This is a genomic window from Erwinia oleae (genome assembly GCF_000770305.1).
Lineage (GTDB): Bacteria > Pseudomonadota > Gammaproteobacteria > Enterobacterales > Enterobacteriaceae > Erwinia > Erwinia oleae.
On record NZ_JNVB01000020.1, the window covers coordinates 51508 to 72369 of the forward strand.

A 20862-nucleotide genomic window follows, 5' to 3' on the forward strand; every position below is an offset into this window, starting at 1 on the left:
GAATAATTATGGACGTTCGAGCCCTGCGCTATTTCGTTGAGGTGGTGCGCCAACAGAGCTTTACCCGCGCCGCTGAGCAGCTGTTCGTCACCCAGCCGACCATCAGCAAGATGCTGCGCCAGCTTGAGGATGAACTGGGCTGCACGCTGCTGATCCGTGAAGGCCGTAAGCTGCATCTGACCGACACCGGCCAGGCGGTTTATCAGCGCGGCATGACGATTCTTCAGGAATTTAAGCAGCTTGAAGCGGAGATTTCGGATATTAACGATCTGAAAACCGGCGAGCTACGACTCGGCATTCCGCCCATGGTCGGCATGCAGATTGCCGGGTCGATCTCGGCTTTTCGCCAGCGCTATCCGGGCGTGGAGCTGAAAATCTCTGAATTTGGCGGCCTGACCGTGCAGCAGGCGGTGCTGGCCGGCACGCTGGATATCGCCATGACCGCCCTGCCGGTGGCCGACGATCTGCCGCTTAACGCGCTGCCGCTAATGAGCCATCCGCTCTGCGTGCTGGTGCCGCGCACCCGCGAATGGCTGCGCCGGACGCACATTCCGATCAGCGAACTGGCCGGGCATCCGATCCTGATTTACAACGAGGAGTTCTCCCTCAATCGCCAGCTAATGCGTGCATTTCAGGCCAGCGGCTTCACGCCGCAGATTGCGGTGCGTAGCGGACAGTGGGATTTTCTGGCGGCGATGGTTCAGGCGGGAATGGGCGTGGCGATCCTGCCGGAGCCGATTTGTCAGCGGCTGGATAAAAGCAATTTGCTGTGGCTGCCGCTGGAATCGGAGCTGGCGTGGAAACTGGGGCTGATCTGGCGTGAAGGCAGCTACCTGTCGAAAAGCGCGCAGGCGTGGATCGCCTGCTGCCGTGAGTTCTGGCCGGGCATGGCGCCGACGCTGTCGGTATAAATTGCTCGTCGGCAAATAAACATGCACCGACATGCTGGAAAAGGATTACCAATGTAAACCAGGTTCACACTTTTAACGTTAGCGGCTGAATCAGAAAGGGAAACAGAGTAGATTTTATCAGCACAAAGGCAATGATGCCGTTGAATTAAAAGGATTTTACGATGACTGATAACAACGTTGCATTACGTTTTCCGTTCACTATTTTCCACACCCAGCACCGCATGAACGACTACCGGGCCGATGATATGTACTGTGGCGATTTAACTGAATCAGAGTTAACTGGCAGATATGGACTAAAAACCATTTCCGATAATGTTGATCCCTGGCGCTCGGAGTGGAAAAACTTTCCCCGCAGTAATTATGCCGTGGTACAGCAAAAAATCAGTCAACAGGAACTGGTCAACAAGCTGTTTACCGAATTTCGTCGTGACTCGTGGATCTTCACCTTTTTTGGCTACCGCGATCTGTTTCTGGATATGGTTAACCATTTCCAGTATGGCAACGGCCAGCCGTTCCGCAGCAGCAAGCTGAATTTTGCCTATAAAAGGCAGATAGAAACCGATTTTTCTGAGGATAGTTCGTTGCAGGCGATAAAAAAGGTGTTAACGAGAGCTATCAATACCGATAAAAAATTTTACCCGGATAACAAAAAGCAGCAACTTACCAATGCCGTTCAGGATACCGTGTTGCCTAAATTCACACGCTGGATCGATAAAATAAACGGGCTTTCCATGTCCGTACACGATATTTATGCGACAAAAATTGTACTGCAATCATTAAAAATTGATGGGAAAAATTACGAAGCGGTTATCCAATATACAAGTCAGGATCATTTCGGACTTGATGCGCGTGATATTTTAAAACCTACCTTCCATCGCCTGCATATATTTCGCATCTGGTTCGTGCTCCAGCGCTGGCAACACTTTGGATTTAAACCATTTTTTACCAACATGGAAGCCAAAATTGTTATAAGGGGAACAAAAAGTGAAGCTACGTAAAATTATAAAAACCGCAATGCTTTTAATCGCCATCACAGCTTCGGTCTGGTGTGCCGTTATCCTCATGCAACCTGTAGAGATCATCGCGGTTCATCGCAATAACACATCGAGCTACATTATTGTAAAAAACTTCCCCTTAATGTCCGGGGAAAAAATAAAATGGTGGAAAGAAAACGAACACCTGTTGAAAGAGAATTATCATATTCCAGAGCCAGATGACAGCGGCATTTTCACTGTGATCATTTACGATTACGGTGACGGCTATCAGGAACTTAAGCCCGATCCTGACAGCTTCTTCCCCAGCGACGATCTCGATTATCTGATCTGCTTCAAAGACATGCCGGTCAAAGCCAATTGTATCCGAAAAGAGAACTCTGTCCTTCATGTTGGCGGATCAAACAATGGGACAATGTATTACTGGGTTGATGGTGCAAGCTGGTATCAAACACCCGGCGGGCCATTAGTTAAAGAATACCAGGTCAGCATAAATTTTATGCCGTTTATGCGGTATTAAAGAGTTTTAGCAGTAAAGCGCCGTGGGAATATTTTAATGTTCGTCTTTTTTCGCTGGCAGCACCTTAGATTTAATCCCTTGTATAGCAATATGGAAGCCAGAATAGTGATATCAGGAGCGCAACAATGAAACTAATAAAATGGGCATTAATCATCACATTGTTTGTGACATGCTGTTCTACTGGCTACCTCTCTCTGAGGAAGACAGAAGTCATTGCTGTACATCGGGAAGGGAATTACAGCTTCATTATTGTGAAAAAATTCCCTCTGACCACCAGCGGAAAAATAAAATGGTGGAAAATAAATGCACACTCTCTCAAAGAGAATTATCACATTCCGGAGCCCGACGAAGACGGAATTTTCACTGTGATCATTTACGATTATGGCAACGGCTATCAGGAACTTAAGCCCGACGCCGATACCTTTTTCCCCAGCGACGATCTCGATTATCTGATCTGCTTTGAGGATATGCCGGTGAAAGCCAACTGTATCCGAAAAGATAGCTCGATCATTAGTATTGGCCGATCGCGTTACGGTACCATGTATTATCGGGTTAATGGCGCTGGATTTCATCAAAAACCTGGCGGCCCGCTAATCAGAGACTATTAAAGCAGGCATAAAATTGTATTCAGGCTGTTCATGCGGTGACCAGGATTTTCATAAGTAAAGCGGTATGGGCTGCTTTACTTATCAGCATATTTTTCTTATCTGGTTTGTGCTTCAGCGCTGGCAGCAGTTTGGATTTAAGCCTTTCTTTACCAACATGGAAGCCAACATCACTTTGAAAGGAACAAAAAGTGAAAATAAATAATATTATAAAAACTGTAATTATTTTGACTGCCATCATAACTGCCACCTGGGTGACCACGATATTTATGCGCCCGGTAGAGATTATCGCTGCTCATCGCAATCGCACATCAAGTTACCTTATCGTAAAGAACTTCCCCTTACTTTCCAGCGGAAAAATAAAATGGTGGAAAGAAAATGCACAGCTTCTGAAAGAGAATTATAATATTCCCCAGCCAAATGAGAGCGGCATTTTTACGGTAATTATATACGATTATGGCAACGGCTATCAGGAACTTAAGCCCGACGCCGATACCTTTTTCCCCAGCGACGATCTCGATTATCTGATCTGCTTTGATGATATGCCGGTGAAAGCCAACTGTATCCGAAAAGATAGCTCGATCATTAGTATTGGCCGATCGCGTTACGGTACCATGTATTATCGGGTTGATGGCGCTGGATTTCATCAAAAACCCGGCGGGCCGTTGGTTAAAGAATATTAAATAAGGCATAAAATTTTATTCAGGCTGTTCATGCGATGACCAGAATTTTTATAAGTAAATTGACATCATCCACCTTAGTTACCAGTATATTTTGCTTACCTGTTTGTTCTTCAGCGCTGGCAGCAGTTTGGATTTAAACCTTTCTTTACCAATATGGAAGCCAGAATAGTGATATCGGGGACGCGATAATGAAATTAATAAAATGGATATTGATCCTTGCAGCATTTTTGACCTGTTGCGTTGCTGGCTACTTCTCAGTGAGGAAGACAGAAGTCATTGCCGTACATCGGGAAGGGAATTACAGCTTCATTATTGTGAAAAAATTCCCTCTGACTACCAGTGGAAAAATAAAATGGTGGAAAATAAATGAACACTCTCTCAAAGAGAATTATCACATTCCGGAGCCCGACGAAGACGGAATTTTCACTGTGATAATTTACGATTACGGCGGCGGCTATCAGGAACTTAAACCCGATCCTGATACCTTTTTCCCCAGTGACGATCTCGATTATCTGATCTGCTTTGATGATATGCCGGTGAAAGCCAACTGTATCCGAAAAGATAGCTCGGTCATTCGTTTAAGTCGATCACGTTACGGCACCATGTCTTACCGGGTTGATGGCGCAGGATTTCATCAGAAACCCGGCGGACCGTTGGTTAAAGAACAGCGCGATCGGTGAGGGGAGATCCCCGCAAACCTGATGCGGTTTGCGGGGATCAGGCTTAACTCTCTTTCTCAACCAGCAGCGTTTCCAGCAGATCCAGATCGTGCAGCAGCTTCTGCATCGTTTCATTACTGATTTTTTGCGTGGCGCGCAGATGGTAAAGCTCGCCGCGTTCGGCGCGCAGCGCGGTCAGACGGAAGCGACGCTCAAGGTTTTCAGCGTACTGCGAACGCTCCAGATCGGCCTTGCCGTCCGCGCGGCGGCGCAGGTTGCCAATCACCCGCAGGCTGACCTCTTTCAGCAGGTCGGCATCAATGTTCTCTTCGGTGTCACTCACCAGCCGCTCTTCCATTTTATGCAGGCTTTCAATGGCCGTTTCCGCCATCACCACCTTCGCCATCAGCTCTTCGCGGCGATGTTCCGACTTGTCCGTACCGGCCACGCCGCGCAGCAGCAGCGGCAGGAGGATCACGCCGACCACCAGCGAAACCAGAATGACGCCGGTTGCCAGGAAAACAAGTTCGTAGCGCGCCGGATAGGGTTCGCCGTTACTCAGAAAGAGTGGAATGGAGAGCACGCCCGCCAGGGTAATCGCACCGCGCACGCCAGCAAAAGAGGCCACCAGCAGCTCGCGTGTTGAATAGTGGGTAAACTCCATCGGCTTTTTCTTCAGCAGGCGATTGCTGATCACCTGCATTGTCCAGAGCCAGCCAAAACGTACCACCATCAGCGCCGCATAAATCAGTGCGACCGAAGCGAAAAGCATCCACAGATCGACGTTCGGATCGGCATTGGCCTGGCCGATAGAGATCTCCAGAATGCCCGGCAGCTGAAGCCCCAGCATCAGGAAAACCATGCCGTTAAACACGAACTCCAACATATGCCAGACGCTGTTGGCACGCAGGCGCATTGCCAGAGGCGCCTGACGGATAATGCCTGAGCGGGAGATGGTCATCCCTGCCGCAACGGCAGCCAGAATGCCCGATACGCCAATATGTTCAGCAATCAAATAGGAGGCAAACGGCAGCAGCAGCAGCAGCACGGTTTGCGTGGCCGGATCGTCACCGCTCCAGCGGCTGAGCAGGCGCAGCGACTTGCCGTACAGCCAGCAGATGGCAATGCCCGCCAGCAGGCCGCCGATGGCGACCTTCAAAAACTCAATAGTGGCGCCGGAGACGGTAAACACCATAGTGCCCATCGCCACCGCCACGGCAAACTTCAGCGATACCAGGCCAGAGGCGTCGTTCATCAGCGCTTCGCCCTGAAGGATCGACATGATTTTCTTCGGAATGCGCCCTTCGCCAACGATACCGGAGAGCGCCACGGCGTCGGTGGGCGACAGCACCGCAGCCAGCGCAAAGGCGCCCAGCAGCGGGATACCCGGCACCAGCCAGTAGATCAAATAACCAATGCCGACAACGGTAATCAACACCAGCACCAGCGCAAGCCCGATGATTTCGCGCCCGTGATGCAGGAACTCACTGGTCGGCGTTTTCCAGCCGTCGGCGAACAGCAGCGGCGGAATAAACAGCACCAGAAACAGTTCAGGATCGAAGTCCACATGCAGGCCAAACGTCGGCCAGGCCAGCAGCGCGCCCGTGGCAATCTGCACCAGCGGCAGCGGGATCTGAAAGGGAATAATGCGTGCGGCAACGCCGGAAAGCGAAACCACAAGCGTCAGAATGAGAATAGTGAAGAAGATTTCCATGTTTTCCTTAAGCGTCTTCCAATGTTTTACACAGCGACCAAACGATTAAAACGACCATCAGCCTTTGATAGTAAAACAAAATTGTAAACCGATTAAAAACAGGATGTGTGTTATTCAGGAGGGAAAAAGCCGAAAAATAAAAAAAGGCCGGATAACCGGCCCTGTGCGATCAGATTGCCCAGCCGCCCGCGTAAAAGGCGATCAGCGCGACGGCGATAATCACCGTGCCAATATTCAGCTTACGCCACTCGCCCGCGAAGATGCGACCGATCACCAGCGAACCGAAGCCAAGCATAATGCCGGTGACAATGTTACACGTCAGCACGATAAACACCGCCGTCACCAGCCCCGCCATCGCATCAACAAAATCGTTGAAATCGATTTTTGAAACGTTGCTCAGCATCAACAGGCCCACGTACATCAACGCCGGTGCGGTGGCATAGCCCGGCACCAGATACGCCAGCGGCGAAAGGAACAGGATCAGCAGGAACAGAATGCCGACAACAATTGCCGTCAACCCCGTTTTGCCGCCCGCCGCCGTACCCGCTGCGGATTCAATATAGACCGCCGCAGGCGATGCGCCGACCAGGCCGGAAAAGATGCTGCTGAGGGAGTCGGTGGTCAGCGCTTTGCCGCCGTCTATAATCTGATTGTTTTTATCCAGCAGGTTTGCCTGCCCCGCCACCGCGCGAATGGTGCCGGTCGCGTCAAATACCGCCGTCATTACCAGCGCCAGCACGCTTGGCAGGACCGCCGGTTGCAGCGCGCCCAGAATATCCAGGCTGAACACCAGTGAATGGCCCTGCGCATCGCGCAGGCTTGGCATGGCAAACAGCCCCTGATATTTCACCGCCGGATCGAAGATCAGGCCGATAATGGAAATCGCAATGATGGTCAACAGAATACCGCCAGGCACGCGACGCTTCTCAAGACCGAAAATTGCCGCCAGGCCAAGCATCGCCATCATCACCGGAAAAGACGCGAAGTTACCCAGCGAAACCGGCAGGCCCGGCGCAGGATTTTTCACCACCAGTCCGATGCCGTCCGCGGCAATCAGCAGCAGAAACAGACCGATGCCGATACCGGTGCCGTGCGCCACGCCCATCGGCAGATTACGTAAAATCCACGCGCGAATGCCGGTTGCAGAAATAACGGTAAACAGTACGCCCATCAGGAACACCGCACCCAGCGCCACCGGCACGCTGATATGCTGCCCCAACACCAGACTGAATGCGGTGAACGCCGTCAGAGAGATCGCGCAGCCAATCGCCAGCGGCAAATTGGCCCACAGCCCCATTAACAGTGAGCCCAGGCCAGCGACCAGACAGGTTGAAACGAAAACGGCGGTGGGCGGAAAACCGGCTTTGCCAAGCATAGACGGCACAACAATGACCGAGTAGACCATGGCGAGAAAGGTCGTCAGGCCAGCCAGAATCTCCTGCCGCACGGAGGAGCCGCGCGCAGAAACGTTAAACCAGGCATCCAGCGAACCGCCGGCCTGAGGTGAAGGTGTCGACATAGTGAAAATCCCCTGAGAATTTTTATCGTTTATTAATGCGTGGCGCATGAAGCACAATCGGGTTCAACGCTTCCATCCTGGGGCGCTATGTTCACCGCTCGCAAAAAGCCCGTAGGCGGCGATCGGAAAAAAGCAAACGTTTACTTCGCTACGCAAAAGGCCGCATTGTTTTAAAAGGCAAACGATTATCCAGCGTTTAATAGTGCCTTTTCAACACCCGTTCATGGATATATTTCTTTTTCGCTTTGCGTTGTTCTCAGGAGAGGACAATTAGCTGAGCTGCACCTCACCGCCCTGCTCGATTGCGCGCTGCCAGGCGGGACGCGCCTGTACGTTCTTAAGCCATGCCTGAATGGCCGGCGAAACCGCTGCACCGCCGCGCGCGCTCAGCGCCTGAAGCGGGAAGCTCATCTGCACATCGGCAATGCTCATCTGCGCTCCCGCAAACCACGTATTCTTGCTCAGGTGCTGCTCGATAAACTGACGATGCGTGGCAAGTTGTTTATCCAGCCAGGCTTTTTGCACGCCTTTACCGAAGGCGTTACCAATGGGCCGCAGCAGCCAGGGGACGGGCCGCTGCCCCATGCGACTGAAAATCAGCTTCATCACCAACAGCGGCATCAGCGAACCTTCCGCATAGTGCAGCCAGTAGCGCGACTGAAGGTGCGCTTCCTGTCCGGTCGGCAGCAGCCGTTTTTCCAGGTCATATCGCTCGGCCAGATACTCCAGAATCGCGCCCGACTCGGCAACCACCTGCTCGCCGTCGGTGATCACCGGCGATTTTCCCAGCGGATGTACTTTCTTAAGCGCGTCCGGCGCCAGCATGGTCGCTTCGCGCTGATAGCGTTTAATTTGATAAGGAACCTCAAGCTCCTCCAGCATCCAGATGATGCGCTGCGAGCGGGAGTTATTCAGGTGATGAACCGTGATCATGAACTGGCCTTGTGTTGTGAAGAGGATCCTTATTATAGACGCTACGGCTCGCTACCCGGCTCTAACAAAATCGCGCCGGTGCCGCGCTCGCTGAGCCGGTCACCGGGGTTGCGTAGCGGGCAATCCGCCATCGACAGGCAGCCACAACCGATGCAGCCGTCCAGATCGTCCCGGAGCCGCGCCAGCGTTTCGATGCGCCTGTCGAGTTCTTCTCGCCAGCGTTCGGTCAGCACCTTCCACTCTTTTGACGACATGCGTTCGCCGGGAGGAAACTGCGCCAGGTGCTCGCCGATGGTGGCCAGCGGAATGCCTATACGCTGAGCGATTTTAATAATCGCCACGCGTCGCAGCACGTCGCGATGATAACGCCGCTGGTTTCCGTTGTTGCGAAAACTGCTGATTAAGCCTTTGCTTTCATAGAAATGCAGTGCTGAAACGGCTACCCCGCAGCGCTGCGCTACATCGCCCGGCGTAAGTTCGCGCTTGTTAAGGTTATTGCGACTTTTTTTCATTTGGCACTTTACCTCAAGTTAACTTGAGGAATTATACTCATCAGCCATCAGGAAGGCGAAGCTTCTCAACTCTTTTTTCAATTAATGACCCGTTCCCATCACTCAGGGAGAAAAGACGTATGCACGACGACATCATTCACACCCTTACCGACTGGATCGACAGCAATCTGGATAAATCCCTCTCCATCAATGAGGTCGCCGCGAAGTCTGGCTACTCCAAGTGGCATCTTCAGCGTATTTTCCGCTCGGTGACTAAAAAGACATTAGGCAACTATATTCGTGAACGTCGCCTGACCAGGGCGGCAGAAGCGTTGCGGCAGACGCAGCGGCCGGTTTTCGATATCGCCATGCAGTATGGTTACGATTCTCAGCAAACCTTCTCACGCGTTTTTCGTCGACAGTTCTCGCAGACGCCGACAGCTTACCGCCATACCATGCGCCGCCAGCCGCTACCGCACTATCATTTTGACTGCGGCGCGTCGGCTGCGAACTGGCGCGCAAACGACGACTGTTCTCAGGCCTGCTGATTGTCTCTTCGCCCCGATATTCCTCTGTGCTGTCGGGGCGGCGGACGCATCATTACCCTTCCTCCGCTTTAATTTCCCCGGCACGCGCTCGCTGATGCCTTTGTTACTACCATACCAGGTTCAAAATTTGTTCAAAATTTAAAATACGGTGATATAATGTGACCTGCGTCACACTTATAAGACAGCTTATGTCTGATTTTAACGCAGGCTTCCCTGGCAACCTGCCGCTCGAATCGCGTGACGTCATTTTTGTTGGGGCTGATATAGCGTGGAGTAGATAAAGCTTATGGGTACGTTGACCGCCGGCGTGGTGATGATGAGATGGGAACTGATTAGCGCCGTGATGATGTTTTTTGCCAGTACATTTAACGTTAAATGCCGCCAGACCAGTCACAACGTGATGGCATTCGTCTTTACCAGCATCGGTATCGGCATGTCCTGCTGGTTCGTCACCGGCCTGCTGGGGATCACGTTAAGCATGGCGAATTTACATCACATCTGGTACATCGTCCGCGATGCGTTTATTAACGTCATGAACAACACGCCAGCCAATTTTCCTATGCCGTGAGCATAAGGCGCCGCCGATCGCGGCGCAGTGTGTGTTTAAATTTTCTTCAACACGGCAGGGATCGTCGTGATATCCGCTGGCTGGTAATTTTGCGATGGCGTGTTTGGCTTATTTTCCTGAAGCCACATGTCGCCCATCAGCTTATCCAGCCCCTGTCCCAGACCCGTGACCATTCCCGCGCCGGGCGTAAAGGTCAGTTCGCCAAAGAAGATCTGGCCTTCGTTAATATACCAGTCAACGCGCACGTAATCGAAATCAGCCGCCAGCTTTTTACTCAGATCAAGCGCCCTTTCCAGGGTTTCCAGTTCACTGCTGATATCCAGCCCGGTATCACGAATTTTATAAAAACACTGGGTCAGATTGTTAACGTAAAAGTTCATCGATAACGGTGAGTTGCCACAACGGTTATAGATAACCTGAAGCACATACTCAAAGTTCCCATCTTTTTTGTTGAACATATGGAACTTATAGTCAATGGCGGCGAATTTTCCGTCGCCGATATATTGTTCCACCAGTATCCGCGGCTTGATATAACGGTAGTGAATTTCGCGTGCCTCATACGAGAAGTCGCGACTCAGCCATTCATCACAGCGTTTAATCAGCAACTGCTTCTGTATGCTGTCCGGTTCTTCAAGCAGTATTTCAACCATACCTGAACCGTGATTTGGCTTAATAACGGTATTTTTTAACGACTTGAGTCCAAGCAGCGTACGCGGATCGGCCGTTTCATGCAGCAGTGGTATTAAGTACTCATCACCGATAGTATGCGAAATATAGTCTCTGACTAAATACTTGTCTGAAAGTGCTCCGTATCGAACATAATCTCCCATGATAAATTTCCTGTAGAGAACTTTTTCATTGAAAAGCTTTGGTCGATGAAGGTTAGGCAGCTTTTTAAATCTGTGTAAATAATAGATTCGATCCTGATAAGACCATGGAATTTTCTTAAAAAGATAGAGTGCGCCTTTTCTCAATTCTTTTTTGAGATTAAACATTTTTGGCCTCATTTGTATATTTTGTAGTTTAGTGAGGAAAGCTGTATTTTAAGAATAATTGCATTCTTAAAGAAATAGTTCATTACGGTAAGAGATAAGAGTTCAGTAATAAGAACGCTCCAGGCTGCGCCTGTTAATCCCCAGGAACGGATGAAAAACCAGTTGGTTGCCACGCTAATTACCACCAGCAAGATCACCTTCACCAGCAGGTAATTAAAACCCCCTTCTTTCACCATATAGCGATATGCCACTGTTCCCATTGCCGATAAGCAGGTTGCCAACGACAATAACGTAACGAGATCTCCTGATTCTGTGTAGTCATGCCCGTAAAGGGTAGTGATGATTTCCTCGCCAAAAAGCGCAACGATCAAAAGCATCAAAAACGAAACTGCCATAACATAACCATTCAGCCTCGCGGCCAGTTTTACTGCAACATCCGCGCGCTCTCTGAAGATTTCAGAAAAACAGGATGTGATGATCGCCACAGGAATAAAGATCCATGAGGCCGAAATCGTATTCGCGGCGGTAAACAAGCCCAGTTCATGCGCTGAACCCACACCCACCAAAAAAAACTGCGCCAGCTTGACCTGAATGGAGATAAAGACGCTGGAAATTGCCAGCGGCAGGCCTGCGTGCAGCAGATAACGCAGATAGCTTTTTTGCTTTCGCTTTGGCGGAAGCGTAATGCTGTTGGCCTGATAAAACATGCTGCGTTTGATCAGGTATGGCACCAGCGTAACCGCAACAATCGACAGCGACAGCAGCAGCGGGCTGAGCCTTAACCAGGCCACGGCGAAGCTGATAGCAAAGCTCAGCAGCATACCGATGGCGTTGGCAATGGTGTTCATACGTGACGCCAGACGCGCGTTATTGTAAACGCTGAAAATATCCTGGGTAACGAACAACGCTGCGAAAAAAGAAGCAACGGCGAACACCAGAAAATTTTCTCGCATGGTCAGCCAGATGTACAGCAGCACCGGTGCAGAAAGTAACAATAACAGCGCCATACGGAGCCGTTTTGCCACAGCCATCAGCCGTATCCCTCGTGGTGCACTTTTGCTAATACTCTTAAACAGAATAGTTTCAGTACCAAATATGGCGACGGCCTGAACAATTGAAAAAAGTGATGCAGAAAATGCTATTTGTCCAAAAACGGATGGACCAAAGGATTTTGCAACATAGGATGTAACAAATATCACGCCGAATACGGAAACGATTTTTTCCGACATCATCCAGACGGCGTTGGACATAACACTGTGTTTCATCGAAGCATCCTTTGAAATTCTGTCTGCGTTTACCACATCCGTGTTTACTTCAAAAAATCTCGCCTGGCATTGGCCTGCGAAAAAAATGATACGGCTATATTATTTAGAATGTTGCGCGCAAAAAAATACCGCTCTTATTTAAAAGACGAATTTCAATGCTGCCTGCCTTAAAGATTAATCTTACTAATTCCTACCACCCTGATTCTATTCACCAAAAGCGTAAAATCCGTCAGATAGCATGGCACAGGATTTTTTGCACCGCAGGGTGAATCATTCTGAATTTTTCACTGGCCTTGTTGCTGGCGTGAAAAGAATTTATAACAAAAAGTGAGATATCGAAAGGTCACTCTCGGTATTACAAATAAAATCGGAGAAATCCCATGATGATATTTTGAAATAATCACTTAAGTTAATCCTGATATTTTTGAATGCGCTGCGACGCGCCGTTACGTCTATTTGATTTTAATCAGATCCATTCATTAATTTAGTCATTCCATTTTTGTGATAGTTAAGAAAGGTAATAGCATCTATGAGAAAGTCACGATATACAGAGGAACAAATCACCAGCGCGATTAAAGCATCCGAGCGTGGGGTAAAGGTTAAAGAGATATGTGAAGAGCTCGGCATCTCCGAAGCCACCTTTTATAGCTGGAAGAAGAAATATGCCGGACTTTCCTCCGAAGAAGGAAGAAAGATCAAGGATTTAGAAGAGCGGCTACATTACGTTCAGCGTGAAATGCAGACGCTGATGTCTGATAAGGAGATGCTACAAAGCGTCCTTAAAAACTTTTTTACCACTAATGACAAGCGACAGGCCGTTAATTATCTACAAGATACCTTTGAGATTGGCACCCGCCGGAGCTGCCGTTTGTTAGATATTAGCCGTAGTGTTTATCATTATCCCTACAATCTGGAAAACCAATAAAATGCGATTTAGTACACATTTTTAGCAATTTATGAATCCCCTTTAATATTCACATTACTAATTGAATATGAAGAGCAGTTTCTTGTAAAAGCGATTTTCATTGATGAATGATTCTATTTTTTTATCGCTTACCAGGCCAGAACTTCACACGCCACTGAATTAAAATCATTTATTTTCAATATCTTGAGCGCGCATCTATCTTTGTCTGCAAAGATAAATGCGCCCTTCAAGACTTAAGCCCTTTTTAATTATTGCTCAAAAATCATACAAAACACTTAAGTAAATTGTATGTTTATTTCTGATTAAATGATTCACAAATCTGCATCTTTCCGCAAAATTGCATTTATTATGCTAGTCCATTTTTTCAGGCAAACCCGCGTACAGCAGTACACCACCGCTTCACAACGGCATTCCACCTAAGTCAAACCGTTAAAAAAACTTTATGCTTTATGATAAATACCCTGTTTTAGGGTGCTGCCTTCTTACATGCCATACGAAAGAAACTAATGTGTTTAACGTTTTTTTGACGTTCAGGGAACGCGTGCGTGCGCTGATAATTTGAATTAAGTCTGGTTTACCTTTACTAAAGTCGTCTCAAATATATCTGATTGCTCGTTAATACGGTCTGCTTTATCCATCATTACAGAAACGCAGGACGCCTGAACAAGGTGTTTTTTATGCAGTTATAGCCCGGTAAAAAGCATAAACACATGCGGTAAAGAGTCTGAAAAACACGATATGGCTCACAGTTCTGAAAGGTAACAGACGGCCAGAAAGGCCATTTTTAATGAGAAATGACCAGAGGAAACCTGACAACAGGCTATTTTTTTGCGATGCGACGAATAACAGGCGCTGGTTTAATCAGCGTTGTCAGGACCACGCCAGTCAAAAGACAGAGGATGCCAACAGCGGTGATCGGCGGCGGCCAGCTCTGACGTAACAGAAAGGTATAACCCAACCCGGCAAGGATCTCGAAGACAATCAGCGGCCCCACCAGCACCGTCGGGAGTCTCTGGCTGGCTTCATTCCAGCACAGCGTGCCCAGCCATGAACAGAACAAGCCAATGGAAAGCATGAGCGGTAGAAAAATTTCTGGCTTTGGCCCCAGCGGCAGCGTGAAAGCAGGATCGGCGGTATGCAGTTGTAAGCTCACCAGCAGATACCCGATTAGCGCCAGCGGCAGCGTGGCGATGCCCTGCGCCGTGGCCCAGGTGGTGGCATTCTTTTCGGGATGCGCGCGAAGCCAGCGCGCGTTTCGCAACGGATACCATGTCCAGCAGATCAGGGCGCATAGGGCCAGCGCGATGCCCGTCAGATAGTGCGAGGCATCGCCGTGATGGTTAGCGCTTTGCCATTCCGCAACGTTAACCAGCCCCAGCCCCATCGCGATAAGCAGCAGTACCGGCAACAGTTTACGCCAGGGCAGTCTGCCATCGTGATGACCATAGAAATAGTTCGCGCTAATGGTGATTATCACAGGCAGCGTGCCGATGATCATGGTTGAAACGGGCGCGCCGGTGCGCTGAATCGCACTTGCCAGAAAGGTGTAATAAAGGAGGTTACCGACCAGAGCCAGTTTTAGCGCTTCATGCCAGTCGCTGCGGGTCAACAGCGCAAGACGGCGACGATCGCGCCAGGCAAGAGGCAGAGCAATAAGGCCAAAGGCGACGTAGCGCGCCACCGACTGCAACGCCCCCGGATAGTCCGGCACCAGTAGCGGCCCGACAAAAATCAGCCCCCACATCAGGCCTGCACAGAGAGCAAAAACAACACCCGCTAACATAGATAACCTGCATATCAATCAAACCGGCGGTGATTGTCACCCGCGCTGATGAAGAAAGATTGTAGCATGCAGGAATCTGCACCACCCGCTTTGCCTCTCTCGCAGCGCGGAAGATAAACATCATCTCAACCATGATGAAAAAGGCATTACGCCCTGAGCATGGTTGAAGTGAGGTTGAAATACGCGGTGATTCAATGTCTCTCCCACGTAGATTGATTACACAGGTTGAGCATGTCTGATACTGCATTAGTCCGCCGTCAGGAGAGTGGCCTGACCGTTTTTCTTTCATTGGTGTCCGGCCGGTTAAGGCCCGGTAAGCTGTGGTCAACGCGCCGTTATCGGGTGAAATATCTCTTCCGCTCGCTCATCTATCCCTCAGTGACCTGGAAGCTGGTCGATGCACTGGCCAGCAATGCAATAATGCGCGATATCCTGCCGGTTCAGTCCACGTTGCCCGCAAAAGCACATCGCCCCTATTTATATGGCGGCATGGCAACCGCCGCGCGTGCTCAGGCCATTATCGATCATTATCAGTTCGTCCGGTCGCTGACGACTCCACGCCTGCGCCAGGCGATGCTGACGGTCGCAGGCACCACGCTGGCACAGTTCCGGGGGAAAAATGACGAGGACGTTGCCATCACTCTGGCCTGTACCGGTACCTGTGAAAGAGAGGGCGAAGCAAACCTGTATATCACCTGCGACGGAGTTCGTCTGGCCATCCTGACCTTTACGGTCATGCAGGATCAGAAAGAGCAAGTGCTGATTATCGGCGGCATGCAGGGTGCGCACCGCGATACGCCGCATTCGCTGATCCGCGATGCAACGCGCGCCTGTCATGGGCTATTTCCCAAACGATTACTGATTGAACAACTGATGATATTTGCCGCTGAAAACCACATCGGCAAAATTTATGGCGTCAGCGATGAAGGCCATGTTTTCCGCAGCCTGCGCTACAGAATGAGAAAGCGGCGCGTGTTTCATGCCAGCTACAATGAATTCTGGGCATCGCTGAACGCGCAGCCACAATCGAAAAGCCTCAATTTGCTGCCGCAAAGCATTGAGCGTAAACCGCTTGAGGAAATCGCCAGTAAAAAACGTGCAGAGGCGCGCCGCCGCTATGCGCTACTGGATGCGCTGAGCGCGTCGTTTCCTCGTTAATTAAGGACGCGGCGCGAGGATTCAGCGCGTCTCTTCTTTTGCCACATCATCAATCAGCCAGCTGTCACCGACCCGATGCAGCGTCACCAGCAAACGCTGCGCATCATCAAAGCCGTTGCCTAAAATCACATCGCCGGACGCGGCCTCGCCGTTAACGGTGAAACGCCCGACGCTGACGTGATCAACCCAGTCATCGCTGTAGTCCTGATCCTGTAAAAAATAGTCATCATCCATACCATCAGGACTTTTAATCAGTACAGAGATCTTCTGCAATAGCTGCGGCGTCACGTATTTTTTCAGCAGGGGATCGTGCTCGTCGATAGGGCTCTCATCCTGACTCAGCGCCGTTAAATACCAGTTATAAAAATCCCTGCCGATTGCTTCAGGATCGGCTGCCGTCGCGCGCAGCGTAAACAGCATCAGGCTGCAAGCCAGTAACCCTTTTTTCATCAATGCCATCTCTGCTCATTTATTGCCCCGCTAATCTACCCTGTTGCACCGCTTTCCGTGCGTTTTTTTAGTAACCGTTTATGCATCATTGCGCAACCAGCGCGTGAGCAGAGCCGCCAGCGCCTGCGGCTGTTCCAGCGGCAGCATATGGCCTGAACCGGCAATGACTTCAAGCGTGGCATGAGGAATGTTATCGCAAAGGGTTTGTGACTCGGCCATCGTCCGCATGCGATCGTCCGCCGCCGCAACGACCAGCGTCGGGCAGCTTATCTGCCTCAGCAATGCCGTATCGCCACGGCGCGTCATCAACAGCTGGCGGCGGTAAGCTTCCCTGCCCATCCGCAGGCTCATGGCGCGAATGACGGCCTGTAGCGCCTCATCGTCGGCGCGCTTTGCGCTGAGCGAGAGCGCAATAGCCTTCTGGCCCAGCCCACGGAACGGGCCGCTGGTCGATGCCAGCGCCGCCGCCGTAGCGGCTTTCGCCCGGCGAGCGCGTTCGCTGTCCGGCTGGCTGGAGGTGGCGATCAGGATCAGTCGTTCGACCCTTTCCGGCACGCGGCGCAGGATCTCGCGCGCCACAAATCCGCCCATTGAAAAGCCAACCAGCGTGAACGTTGCGGGACACTGCTGAAGTACGCTTTCCGCCATCTCTTCGACGGAATTCCCCTGAGAGAGGTCGCCAAAAATCAGCGGGCCGAACGGCGAAAGATCGCTTTCAACTTTTTGCCACAGACCGGCGTCACACATGACGCCAGGCAGTAAAACCAGACCTGCCATTACATGAACTCCTTACCACTCAACGCGATAAGGATAGCAGCGCTGGCCGGTCTGTAACGCCGTTATTTTTCCGCCTGACGCAGTGTCGCCGCCGCCGCCGCCAGTTTCAGGCACGCTTCGTCCAGCACCGCATCATTAATGGCGTAGGCGATACGTAAATAGCCCGGCGTACCAAACGCAGAGCCGTGCAGCACCGCCACGCCCGATTCCGCCAGCAGCCAGGCAGCCACCGCGCGATCGTCCTCCAGCACGTCTCCCGCCGGTGTCACGCGTCCGATCAATCCCTGGCAGTTGGCAAACACATAAAATGCGCCTTCAGGCACGCGGGCGCTCATGCCGTCAATCTCAGCTATCATGGCCAGCACCCGCTGCTGACGCTGTTCAAGTTTGCCGATCCATCCCGCCAGAAAGGTGGGTGGCTGCACCAGCGCGGCTTCTGCGGCGGCCTGAGAAATACTGGAAGGATTCGACGTGCTTTGCGACTGAAGCACCTGCATGGCGGCGATCAGCCAGGCGGGCCCGGCTGCGTATCCCAGCCGCCAGCCGGTCATCGCATGGCTTTTCGACACGCCATTGATGGTCAGCGTTCGGCCAGCAAGTTCAGGCGCGGCGGCGGCGAAGGTAGTAAAGGCGGCGCCGCCGTAGCGCAGTGGCTCATAGATATCGTCTGCCATAATCATCACGTTCGGCCAGTCTGATAACACCTCCGCCAGCGCGCGCAATTCATCCATGCTGTAGAGCGCGCCGGTAGGATTTCCCGGCGAATTCAGGATTAGCCAGCGGGTTTGCGGCGTCAGCGCTTTTGCCAGATCGTCAGGCTGAAGCTTCCAGCCGTGTGCTTCGTGGCAGGGCACAATCACCGGTTCGCCCTCGGCGATAGCCACCATGTCAGGATAGGAGACCCAGTAAGGCGCAGGAATGATAACCTGCTGCCCTGGATCGACCGTTGCCAGCAGCGCATTAAAAATAAGCTGTTTGGCGCCGCTGCCCGCGATGATTTCGCTGTGGGTAAAGGTGAGCTGATTGTCCCGCAGGAACTTCTGCGCGATAGCCGTTTTCAGCGAAGCGGTGCCCGCCACGGCGGTATATTTTGTCTGTTCGCCGATGATGGCGGCAATCCCCGCATAAGCGATAGTCTGCGGCGTGGCGAAATCCAGCTCGCCTTCTCCCAGGTTGATGACTCTTCTGCCAGCCGCTTCGAGCTCGCGCACGCGATCGGAGATGGCGGCAGTGGGCGAAGGTCGTACCTGCTGCATGCGGCGCGCGATGTGGTTATTATTCATAAATCCTCTTTTGTCTTTAAAGCGTCAATCAATACAATCGTGAACACGATTTAACCCAAGGCTTACAGGAAACTTACCGTGTCGCTTACTTTCATTGTTGATGATACCCAACGCCCGGCCCGCTTTGGCGCCAGCGCGGTGTGCTGGTCTTCCGCTCACCGTCTGCCGCTGTGGAGCCTGCGCCCTGCGTTCGATGGCGACTATCCGGACAGCCACCAGCACGTGGTCAGCGCGGGCTACTGCGTAACCACCGGCCTCTACCGCGACAGCCATGCGCAGGAAGTGACGCACGTCGTGCAGCTGCCTGAAAGTGATGCCGTTGTCGTGCTTGCCGCTCGCGACCAGGCACGCATTGAACGTCTTCCCGGCGTCAGGCTCTTCAGTCGGGACGCGGGCGACCGCCTGGTGCTGAGCGATGAACACGGCCAGCAGCTGTTGCAGTTGCAGCCGGACGCTTTTGGTCGCTGGACGACGGCACCGTCTTCCCTTCCCGCGCCACGGCTGTGCATTGGCCTGCCGGGACGTGAAACCGATCTGCGTGAATCGCCCACGCTTGCCGCGCTGGGCGATGCGGCCCATCAGTTAAACATTGGCATAACGCTGCGCTTCCTGCCGCCGGACGGCCTGTCGGACGATGTCGATGAACTGAGCGGGCTGGACGCGCTGATCCTGCCGGGCGGTTCATCCATGCGCGTCGTGCGCGGGCAGATCCGTCTGGCGGCGGCCACTCTGCATCGCCCACTGCCGGTGCTCGGGCTGTGTCTCGGCATGCAGAGCATGGCGACCGCCGCCCTGCAAACGCAGGCCGGCTACGCCGACGCAATGCTGGCCGAAGTGTCGCCAGCTGCCGCGCTGCACAGCTTCATTGCCTTTGACGATCGTCGCCATCGCTGCGGTCTGCTTCCGTTTTCACCCTGCGCGCCGCTTCCGTCCGGGCCAGGCGTGATGGCCTACAATCACCGTTATCGCTTCAATCCCGCGCTGCGTTCGCCGCTTGCGGCAAGCGGCGTTGCGGTCAGTGCGGAAACCGATGGCATTGTGGAAGCCATCTCGCTGCCGGAGCATCCTTTCTGGCACGGCGTGCAGGGGCACCCGGAACTGCTGTCACGCCCGGATGCGCCCCATCCGCTGTTTACTGCTCTGTTGAACGCGGCGGTCAGCGCGCAAGCGTAACGCCGCAGCGCGGGTCGCGGGCAAGCGCAGCCATTACCCCGGCCAGCGCCGTCTGTGCGCTGTCCGATATCGGCTTGAGCGGCGCGCGAACCGTGCCGCCGTTGAAGCCGCGCAGCGCCATCGCCGCCTTCACTAACTGCGGCTGGCCGTGCTGGCGCGCCAGCGCACGATAGTCGTACCACAGCTGATGCAGGTCGCGCGCGGTGTCGGCATCGCCCTGCTCCAGCGCGCGGAAAGTGGCGAGGATCACTTCAGGCAGTGCGCCGCTGTTGGTGGTGCTGATGCCGTCAAAACCGCACATCATCGGGCCGAGAAAAGCCAGATCGGAGGCGCAGAACAGGCGCAGCCGCCCGCGAAGCTGGTTAGCGATCTGATCAATGGCCGTTGGGTTAAGATCGCCCTGCTTGATACCAACCACGCCGGGGATCTCCGCCAGCTTCACCAGTTGGGCAGGCGACAGCGTGATACCGATGCCCGGCGCGTTATAGATCAGGATGCCGGTTTTCGACAGCGGCGCCATCTCCTGGAAAAACGCGTGAATCTGCTCGTCGGTGATCTCACTGACGAATGGCGGGGTCACCATCGGCAGGCCGCCCAGATCGCCCGCCAGCGCGGTAAGCTCGCGTACTTCGCGCGGCGAGGAAGAGGCGCTGCACAGCATCACCGGCACACGATCGCCGACAACCGCCATCACCTCATTAAACAGCCGGCGACGCTCGTCCAGCGACATCACCGGAAACTCGCCGTAGGTGCCGCCAATTAAAATACCGTCGTAGCCCAGCGCAATTACCCGCTCGATATTTTCCGCCAGCGCGGCAAAATCGATGTCGCCCTGCGCATCAAAAGGCGTCACCGTAATGTTGAAAATGCCCCGCAGGCGTTCACGGCACTCGTTAATGTCTTTCATACT

22 protein-coding genes and 2 pseudogenes are annotated in these 20862 nt (G+C 52.4%); 13 read left to right on the top strand and 11 right to left on the bottom strand.

What is annotated here, in order from left to right; all coding sequences use genetic code 11:
• The first annotated feature begins 8 nt into the window (after positions 1-8).
• From GS12_RS08615 to GS12_RS08640, 8 genes and pseudogenes are all read left to right on the top strand, one after another.
• Positions 9-911: a LysR family transcriptional regulator gene (locus tag GS12_RS08615; RefSeq protein WP_034911563.1), complete on the top strand. Its 903-nt coding sequence runs from the start codon at positions 9-11 to the stop codon at positions 909-911.
• Positions 912-1072: 161 nt separating this feature from the next.
• On the top strand, positions 1073-1909 hold the full coding sequence (locus GS12_RS08620) for a DUF3289 family protein (protein WP_034945934.1): 837 nt from the start codon (positions 1073-1075) through the stop codon (positions 1907-1909).
• Positions 1896-2423 carry a DUF943 family protein gene (locus GS12_RS08625; protein WP_052118397.1) on the top strand — a complete coding sequence of 176 codons (528 nt, stop codon included), beginning with the start codon at positions 1896-1898 and terminating at the stop codon, positions 2421-2423. Before GS12_RS08620 ends, GS12_RS08625 begins: the two co-directional genes overlap by 14 nt.
• A gap of 125 nt (positions 2424-2548) precedes the next feature.
• The gene (locus GS12_RS08630; protein ID WP_052118398.1) at positions 2549-3031 is read left to right on the top strand and encodes a DUF943 family protein; all 483 of its coding nucleotides are present in this window, start codon (positions 2549-2551) and stop codon (positions 3029-3031) included.
• A 73-nt stretch (positions 3032-3104) separates the two neighbouring features.
• Positions 3105-3233 (top strand): annotated as a pseudogene (locus tag GS12_RS23270) (DUF3289 family protein); the annotation flags it as partial.
• Positions 3220-3711: a DUF943 family protein gene (locus GS12_RS22975; RefSeq protein WP_052118399.1), complete on the top strand. Its 492-nt coding sequence runs from the start codon at positions 3220-3222 to the stop codon at positions 3709-3711. The pseudogene GS12_RS23270 and the gene GS12_RS22975, both read left to right, overlap by 14 nt.
• An 87-nt stretch (positions 3712-3798) precedes the next feature.
• Positions 3799-3900: pseudogene (locus GS12_RS23275) on the top strand (DUF3289 family protein); the annotation flags it as partial.
• The gene (locus GS12_RS08640) at positions 3900-4391 is read left to right on the top strand and encodes a DUF943 family protein (protein WP_072016860.1); all 492 of its coding nucleotides are present in this window, start codon (positions 3900-3902) and stop codon (positions 4389-4391) included. The pseudogene GS12_RS23275 and the gene GS12_RS08640, both read left to right, overlap by 1 nt.
• Positions 4392-4434: 43 nt before the next feature.
• Here the strand turns inward: GS12_RS08640 and GS12_RS08645 are convergent, their stop codons facing one another.
• The 4 genes from GS12_RS08645 to soxR all read right to left on the bottom strand — a co-directional run bounded on the left by GS12_RS08645 (position 4435) and on the right by soxR (position 9048).
• Complete coding sequence (locus GS12_RS08645) at positions 4435-6084, bottom strand: Na+/H+ antiporter (RefSeq protein WP_034911555.1); 1650 nt, start codon at positions 6082-6084, stop codon at positions 4435-4437.
• Positions 6085-6253: 169 nt separating this feature from the next.
• Positions 6254-7603, bottom strand: a complete 1350-nt coding sequence (locus tag GS12_RS08650; protein WP_034945936.1) for an NCS2 family permease — start codon at positions 7601-7603, stop codon at positions 6254-6256.
• A 270-nt stretch (positions 7604-7873) separates the two neighbouring features.
• Positions 7874-8536, bottom strand: a complete 663-nt coding sequence (locus GS12_RS08655; protein ID WP_034945939.1) for a glutathione S-transferase family protein — start codon at positions 8534-8536, stop codon at positions 7874-7876.
• 41 nt (positions 8537-8577) lie between these two features.
• Positions 8578-9048 (bottom strand): redox-sensitive transcriptional activator SoxR, encoded by a 471-nt coding sequence (soxR, locus tag GS12_RS08660; protein ID WP_034911548.1) that lies wholly within the window; start codon positions 9046-9048, stop codon positions 8578-8580.
• A gap of 119 nt (positions 9049-9167) precedes the next feature.
• Here soxR and soxS point away from each other — a divergent pair, with 119 nt between their 5' ends.
• Positions 9168-9575, top strand: a complete 408-nt coding sequence (gene soxS, locus GS12_RS08665; protein ID WP_034911546.1) for a superoxide response transcriptional regulator SoxS — start codon at positions 9168-9170, stop codon at positions 9573-9575.
• Between the two features lie 286 nt (positions 9576-9861).
• Positions 9862-10143, top strand: coding sequence for a YjcB family protein (locus GS12_RS08670; RefSeq protein ID WP_034911543.1), 282 nt, complete (start codon positions 9862-9864; stop codon positions 10141-10143).
• Positions 10144-10178: 35 nt separating this feature from the next.
• On the opposite strand, the gene GS12_RS08675 is transcribed toward GS12_RS08670, so the two are convergent.
• Both GS12_RS08675 and GS12_RS08680 read right to left on the bottom strand, forming a co-directional pair.
• A complete protein-coding gene (locus GS12_RS08675; protein ID WP_034911541.1) occupies positions 10179-11138 on the bottom strand; it encodes an ATP-grasp fold amidoligase family protein in 960 nt (319 codons plus the stop codon).
• Between the two features lie 8 nt (positions 11139-11146).
• Complete coding sequence (locus tag GS12_RS08680; protein WP_034911538.1) at positions 11147-12403, bottom strand: MATE family efflux transporter; 1257 nt, start codon at positions 12401-12403, stop codon at positions 11147-11149.
• A 529-nt stretch (positions 12404-12932) separates the two neighbouring features.
• Between GS12_RS08680 and GS12_RS08685 the strand changes: the two genes are divergently transcribed.
• Positions 12933-13328 carry a transposase gene (locus GS12_RS08685; protein ID WP_034911534.1) on the top strand — a complete coding sequence of 132 codons (396 nt, stop codon included), beginning with the start codon at positions 12933-12935 and terminating at the stop codon, positions 13326-13328.
• Between the two features lie 820 nt (positions 13329-14148).
• Here GS12_RS08685 and GS12_RS08690 read toward each other — a convergent pair.
• A complete protein-coding gene (locus GS12_RS08690) occupies positions 14149-15111 on the bottom strand; it encodes a DMT family transporter (protein ID WP_034945942.1) in 963 nt (320 codons plus the stop codon).
• A gap of 231 nt (positions 15112-15342) precedes the next feature.
• On the opposite strand from GS12_RS08690, the gene GS12_RS08695 reads away from it, so the two are divergent.
• On the top strand, positions 15343-16269 hold the full coding sequence (locus GS12_RS08695; RefSeq protein ID WP_034945945.1) for a VirK/YbjX family protein: 927 nt from the start codon (positions 15343-15345) through the stop codon (positions 16267-16269).
• Positions 16270-16290: 21 nt separating this feature from the next.
• Here the strand turns inward: GS12_RS08695 and GS12_RS08700 are convergent, their stop codons facing one another.
• From GS12_RS08700 to GS12_RS08710, 3 genes are all read right to left on the bottom strand, one after another.
• A complete protein-coding gene (locus GS12_RS08700; RefSeq protein WP_034911529.1) occupies positions 16291-16719 on the bottom strand; it encodes a DUF3828 domain-containing protein in 429 nt (142 codons plus the stop codon).
• Between the two features lie 78 nt (positions 16720-16797).
• Positions 16798-17496, bottom strand: a complete 699-nt coding sequence (locus tag GS12_RS08705) for an alpha/beta fold hydrolase (RefSeq protein WP_034945947.1) — start codon at positions 17494-17496, stop codon at positions 16798-16800.
• A gap of 62 nt (positions 17497-17558) precedes the next feature.
• Positions 17559-18779: a pyridoxal phosphate-dependent aminotransferase gene (locus GS12_RS08710; RefSeq protein ID WP_034945950.1), complete on the bottom strand. Its 1221-nt coding sequence runs from the start codon at positions 18777-18779 to the stop codon at positions 17559-17561.
• 78 nt (positions 18780-18857) lie between these two features.
• Between GS12_RS08710 and GS12_RS08715 the strand changes: the two genes are divergently transcribed.
• Entirely contained in the window at positions 18858-19952 is a 1095-nt protein-coding gene (locus GS12_RS08715) for a glutamine amidotransferase-related protein (protein WP_034945953.1), read from the top strand.
• On the opposite strand, the gene GS12_RS08720 is transcribed toward GS12_RS08715, so the two are convergent.
• Complete coding sequence (locus GS12_RS08720; RefSeq protein WP_034945956.1) at positions 19936-20859, bottom strand: dihydrodipicolinate synthase family protein; 924 nt, start codon at positions 20857-20859, stop codon at positions 19936-19938. The two genes, GS12_RS08715 and GS12_RS08720, sit on opposite strands and share 17 nt — an antisense overlap.
• Positions 20860-20862 lie beyond the last annotated feature (3 nt).

Excerpts from the sequence above, each read along its gene's own strand:
- GS12_RS08615 (WP_034911563.1), top strand. The coding sequence starts at position 9 with ATGGACGTTCGAGCCCTGCGCTATTTCGTTGAGGTGGTGCGCCAACAG.
- GS12_RS08620 (WP_034945934.1), top strand. The coding sequence starts at position 1,073 with ATGACTGATAACAACGTTGCATTACGTTTTCCGTTCACTATTTTCCAC.
- GS12_RS08630 (WP_052118398.1), top strand. The coding sequence starts at position 2,549 with ATGAAACTAATAAAATGGGCATTAATCATCACATTGTTTGTGACATGC.
- GS12_RS08640 (WP_072016860.1), top strand. The coding sequence starts at position 3,900 with ATGAAATTAATAAAATGGATATTGATCCTTGCAGCATTTTTGACCTGT.
- GS12_RS08645 (WP_034911555.1), bottom strand. The coding sequence starts at position 6,084 with ATGGAAATCTTCTTCACTATTCTCATTCTGACGCTTGTGGTTTCGCTT.
- GS12_RS08650 (WP_034945936.1), bottom strand. The coding sequence starts at position 7,603 with ATGTCGACACCTTCACCTCAGGCCGGCGGTTCGCTGGATGCCTGGTTT.
- GS12_RS08655 (WP_034945939.1), bottom strand. The coding sequence starts at position 8,536 with ATGATCACGGTTCATCACCTGAATAACTCCCGCTCGCAGCGCATCATC.
- soxR (WP_034911548.1), bottom strand. The coding sequence starts at position 9,048 with ATGAAAAAAAGTCGCAATAACCTTAACAAGCGCGAACTTACGCCGGGC.
- soxS (WP_034911546.1), top strand. The coding sequence starts at position 9,168 with ATGCACGACGACATCATTCACACCCTTACCGACTGGATCGACAGCAAT.
- GS12_RS08670 (WP_034911543.1), top strand. The coding sequence starts at position 9,862 with ATGGGTACGTTGACCGCCGGCGTGGTGATGATGAGATGGGAACTGATT.
- GS12_RS08675 (WP_034911541.1), bottom strand. The coding sequence starts at position 11,138 with ATGTTTAATCTCAAAAAAGAATTGAGAAAAGGCGCACTCTATCTTTTT.
- GS12_RS08680 (WP_034911538.1), bottom strand. The coding sequence starts at position 12,403 with ATGAAACACAGTGTTATGTCCAACGCCGTCTGGATGATGTCGGAAAAA.
- GS12_RS08685 (WP_034911534.1), top strand. The coding sequence starts at position 12,933 with ATGAGAAAGTCACGATATACAGAGGAACAAATCACCAGCGCGATTAAA.
- GS12_RS08690 (WP_034945942.1), bottom strand. The coding sequence starts at position 15,111 with ATGTTAGCGGGTGTTGTTTTTGCTCTCTGTGCAGGCCTGATGTGGGGG.
- GS12_RS08695 (WP_034945945.1), top strand. The coding sequence starts at position 15,343 with ATGTCTGATACTGCATTAGTCCGCCGTCAGGAGAGTGGCCTGACCGTT.
- GS12_RS08700 (WP_034911529.1), bottom strand. The coding sequence starts at position 16,719 with ATGAAAAAAGGGTTACTGGCTTGCAGCCTGATGCTGTTTACGCTGCGC.
- GS12_RS08705 (WP_034945947.1), bottom strand. The coding sequence starts at position 17,496 with ATGGCAGGTCTGGTTTTACTGCCTGGCGTCATGTGTGACGCCGGTCTG.
- GS12_RS08710 (WP_034945950.1), bottom strand. The coding sequence starts at position 18,779 with ATGAATAATAACCACATCGCGCGCCGCATGCAGCAGGTACGACCTTCG.
- GS12_RS08720 (WP_034945956.1), bottom strand. The coding sequence starts at position 20,859 with ATGAAAGACATTAACGAGTGCCGTGAACGCCTGCGGGGCATTTTCAAC.